Source organism: Staphylococcus sp. FSL H8-0121 (assembly GCF_038008425.1).
Classification (GTDB): Bacteria; Bacillota; Bacilli; order Staphylococcales; family Staphylococcaceae; genus Staphylococcus; species Staphylococcus pasteuri.
On record NZ_JBBOZB010000008.1, the window covers coordinates 1 to 4462 of the forward strand.

Annotated in this window: 3 protein-coding genes; all 3 read left to right on the top strand. The window is 29.9% G+C overall.

Annotated elements, in window-relative coordinates; genetic code table 11:
- The coding region (locus LFT63_RS12570; RefSeq protein ID WP_340769503.1) for a replication initiation factor domain-containing protein at nt 1-896 on the top strand (896 nt) is incomplete at its 5' end.
- 161 nt (nt 897-1057) lie between these two features.
- A complete protein-coding gene (gene tet(K), locus LFT63_RS12575; RefSeq protein WP_000492283.1) occupies nt 1058-2437 on the top strand; it encodes a tetracycline efflux MFS transporter Tet(K) in 1380 nt (459 codons plus the stop codon).
- 186 nt (nt 2438-2623) lie between these two features.
- Nucleotides 2624-3892, top strand: a complete 1269-nt coding sequence (mobV, locus tag LFT63_RS12580) for a MobV family relaxase (RefSeq protein WP_340769505.1) — start codon at nt 2624-2626, stop codon at nt 3890-3892.
- Nucleotides 3893-4462: the final 570 nt, after the last annotated feature.

The window sequence follows — 4462 nt, forward strand, 5'->3', positions numbered from 1 at the left end:
AAAACTTAAATTTTTCTAAAACCGGATACTCTAATAGCCGGTTGGACGCACATACTGTGTGCATATCTGATCCAAAATTAAGTTTTGATGCAATGACGATCGTTGGAAATCTCAACCGAGACAACGCTCAAGCCCTTTCTAAATTTATGAGTGTAGAGCCCCAAATAAGACTTTGGGATATTCTTCAAACAAAGTTTAAAGCTAAAGTACTTCAAGAAAAAGTTTATATTGAATATGACAAAGTGAAAGCAGATAGTTGGGATAGACGTAATATGCGTATTGAATTTAATCCAAACAAACTTACACGAGATGAAATGATTTGGTTAAAACAAAATATAATAAGCTACATGGAAGATGACGGTTTTACAAGATTAGATTTAGCCTTTGATTTTGAAGATGATTTGAGTGACTACTATGCAATGTCTGATAAAGCAGTTAAGAAAACTATTTTTTATGGTCGTAATGGTAAGCCAGAAACAAAATATTTTGGCGTGAGAGATAGTAATAGATTTATTAGAATTTATAATAAAAAGCAAGAACGTAAAGATAATGCAGATGCTGAAGTTATGTCTGAACATTTATGGCGTGTAGAAATCGAACTTAAAAGAGATATGGTGGATTACTGGAATGATTGCTTTAGTGATTTACATATCTTGCAACCAGATTGGAAAACTATCCAACGCACTGCGGATAGAGCAATAGTTTTTATGTTATTGAGTGATGAAGAAGAATGGGGAAAGCTTCACAGAAATTCTAGAACAAAATATAAGAATTTGATAAAAGAAATTTCGCCAGTCGATTTAACGGACTTAATGAAATCGACTTTAAAAGCGAACGAAAAACAATTGCAAAAACAAATCGATTTTTGGCAACATGAATTTAAATTTTGGAAATAGTGTACATATTAATATTACTGAACAAAAATGATATATTTAAACTATTCTAATTTAGGAGGATTTTTTTATGAAGTGTCTATTTAAAAATTTGGGGAATTTATATGAGGTGAAAGAATAATTTACCCCTATAAACTTTAGTCACCTCAAGTAAAGAGGTAAAATTGTTTAGTTTATATAAAAAATTTAAAGGTTTGTTTTATAGCGTTTTATTTTGGCTTTGTATTCTTTCATTTTTTAGTGTATTAAATGAAATGGTTTTAAATGTTTCTTTACCTGATATTGCAAATCATTTTAATACTACTCCTGGAATTACAAACTGGGTAAACACTGCATATATGTTAACTTTTTCGATAGGAACAGCAGTATATGGAAAATTATCTGATTATATAAATATAAAAAAATTGTTAATTATTGGTATTAGTTTGAGCTGTCTTGGTTCATTGATTGCTTTTATTGGTCACAATCACTTTTTTATTTTGATTTTTGGTAGGTTAGTACAAGGAGTAGGATCTGCTGCATTCCCTTCACTGATTATGGTGGTTGTAGCTAGAAATATTACAAGAAAAAAACAAGGCAAAGCCTTTGGTTTTATAGGATCAATTGTAGCTTTAGGTGAAGGGTTAGGTCCTTCAATAGGGGGAATAATAGCACATTATATTCATTGGTCTTACCTACTTATACTTCCTATGATTACAATAGTAACTATACCTTTTCTTATTAAAGTAATGGTACCTGGTAAATCAACAAAAAATACATTAGATATCGTAGGTATTGTTTTAATGTCTATAAGTATTATATGTTTTATGTTATTTACGACAAATTATAATTGGACTTTTTTAATACTCTTCACAATCTTTTTTGTGATTTTTATTAAACATATTTCAAGAGTTTCTAACCCTTTTATTAATCCTAAACTAGGGAAAAACATTCCGTTTATGCTTGGTTTGTTTTCTGGTGGGCTAATATTTTCTATAGTAGCTGGTTTTATATCAATGGTGCCTTATATGATGAAAACTATTTATCATGTAAATGTAGCGACAATAGGTAATAGTGTTATTTTTCCTGGAACCATGAGTGTTATTGTTTTTGGTTATTTTGGTGGTTTTTTAGTGGATAGAAAAGGATCATTATTTGTTTTTATTTTAGGATCATTGTCTATCTCTATAAGTTTTTTAACTATTGCATTTTTTGTTGAGTTTAGTATGTGGTTGACTACTTTTATGTTTATATTTGTTATGGGCGGATTATCTTTTACTAAAACAGTTATATCAAAAATAGTATCAAGTAGTCTTTCTGAAGAAGAAGTTGCTTCTGGAATGAGTTTGCTAAATTTCACAAGTTTTTTATCAGAGGGAACAGGTATAGCAATTGTAGGAGGTTTATTGTCACTACAATTGATTAATCGTAAACTAGTTCTGGAATTTATAAATTATTCTTCTGGAGTGTATAGTAATATTCTTGTAGCCATGGCTATCCTTATTATTTTATGTTGTCTTTTGACGATTATTGTATTTAAACGTTCTGAAAAGCAGTTTGAATAGTTATATTATATTTTGGTTTAGAACTATGAGTGGCTAGCATTTTGCCACTCATTTTTTGCGTTAGCAAAAACAGGTTTAAGCCTCGCAGAGCACACGTATTAACGACTTATTAAAAATAAGTCTAGTGTGTTTATACTTTAATAAATAAAGCTACGCAAAAAACATGTGCAGTGGAGGGATTTTAATATGGCGTATTCTATTATCAGAGTTGCTAAAGTAAAATCAAAAACGAATACAAAAGGTATTCAAAAACATGTACAAAGACAAAATAAAAATTATGAAAATATGGATATTGATTTAGAAAAATCATACTTAAATTATGATTTAGTCAATGATAGTCCGATTGATTATAATCAAAAAATCGATGAGAAAATTGAACAAAATTATAATGGGAAACGCAAAATTAGAAAAGACGCAGTAAAACATATTGATGGTTTAATTACATCTGGTAATGAATTTTTTAAAAATCAAACACTTGAAGAAACAAAGCAGTTTTTTGAACATGCTAAAACGTTTTTAGAACAAGAGTATGGAAAAGATAATTTATTATATGCAACAGTGCATATGGACGAAAAAACACCTCATATGCATTATGGGGTAGTTCCGATTACAAAAGATGGTCGATTGAGTGCGAAAGAGGTTTTAGGTAATAAAAAGGCGCTAACTGAATTTCAAGATAGATTTAACGAACATATCAATAGTTGTGGTTATGACTTGAGTAGAGGTATAACAAGGGGCGTTACGCCGAGACGACATGAGCAGATAAGTCGTTATAAAAATTTAACAGATTATCACAAAGAAGAATATGAGCACGAGAGCCGAAAATTAGACCGTATAAAGCAAGAAAGCGAAGAAGTAATGGAACAGTATCAAAATGCTTTAAATGTTCTAAAAAAGCCTATAAACGTCCCATATGAGCTTGAAACTGAAAAAGTTGGTGGACTGTTTAACAAAGAAACACAGGAAACAGGCAACGTCGTTATTGATAAAAATAAATTTGATTTATTGCAGGAACAAGTAAAAGCTTCTCAACTCATTACTGATGATTATGAATATATTAAAAGCGGAAAGGCTTTAAAAGATTTTGAGGAAAAAAATAAAAAATTAGAAGATAGATTATTAGATGAACAGATTAAAAATGGAAAAGTAATAGATGAGTACAATGATTTAGCGGGTAATTATAATAATTTATTGGAACAAACTCAAGAAAAAGAAAAAGAGTTAAACCGTTCGTATAAACTATTTAACAATGTGTTTAAGTTGATTAAAGGTGTGATGAAAGAAGAAACATATCATTCTTTGATTAACCATATTGATAATCACTTAGAAAGCTCAAAAATGCGAGAAACAATGATTGTAGATGATAACGATGAACAATTCTTTAAGAAAAAATATCAAAGACAAGAACCAGAAATTATTTTTGAAGATGAACGAGATGATGGCTACACTTTATAAAGACGACGCATTTATGCCGAGAAAATTTATTGAAGTTGAGAAGAACCCTTAACTAAACTTGCAGACGAATGTCGGCATAGCGTGAGCTATTAAGCCGACCATTCGACAAGTTTAGGGATTGTTAAGGGTTCCGAGGCTCAACGTCAATAAAGCAATTGGAATAAAGCAATAAAAGGAGTTGAAGAAATGAAATTTAGAGAAGCTTTTGAGAATTTTATAGCAAGTAAGTATGTACTTGGTGTTTTAGTAGTTTTAACTGTTTACCAGATAATACAAATGCTTAAATAAAAAAAGACCTGATCTGATTAGACCAAGTCTTTTGATAGTGTTATATTAATAACAAAATAAAAAGAAGTCGCTCACTCCCTCGCCAAAGTTTGTGATAGCGACTTACCTAGAAAAAACACTAAGTTGTTTTTTTTATATCTTGTATATCTAGATATTAAACGATATAAGTTTATTCTTCAAGATATATATTCGGGTGAGCGACTTCTTAAATTAAATTAAGGAGTTGTTTTTTTATGATTAAAAAAGCAGAAGAAATTCAGGCAAAACAAAGCTTAGAAAACG

Bases quoted from the DNA above. Each gene is read 5' to 3' on its own strand.
- mobV (WP_340769505.1), top strand. From the start codon at position 2,624: ATGGCGTATTCTATTATCAGAGTTGCTAAAGTAAAATCAAAAACGAAT.